We start from the raw sequence: 244 nt of genomic DNA, 5'->3' as shown, positions 1-244 counted from the left end.
GGACGCTGTACTTCTGCACCTGCCGATGCTGAAACAGCCATTGGTAAAAAGCCCAATACATCTGTAAAAGCAGTGAGCATAATGGGACGTATTCTTCGCTTTGTACCTTCCAAAATCCGTTCTTTTAAATTGGTAACACCTTCTTCTTTCAATTCATTCAAGCCACTTATCATTACCAAGCCGTTTAACACAGCCACACCAAACAATACAATAAAACCAACACCTGCCGAAATGCTAAAGGGCA

General features: G+C 41.8%; 1 protein-coding gene. It reads right to left on the bottom strand.

What is annotated here, in order from left to right; genetic code table 11:
* The coding region (locus ACRHNM_RS17840; RefSeq protein WP_431137980.1) for an efflux RND transporter permease subunit at window positions 1–244 on the bottom strand (244 nt) is incomplete at both ends.

Origin of the sequence: Psychroserpens mesophilus, from assembly GCF_050617655.1 — a bacterium.
Classification (GTDB): Bacteria; Bacteroidota; Bacteroidia; order Flavobacteriales; family Flavobacteriaceae; genus Psychroserpens; species Psychroserpens mesophilus_A.
This window is presented reverse-complemented; position numbering and strand designations above follow the sequence as displayed.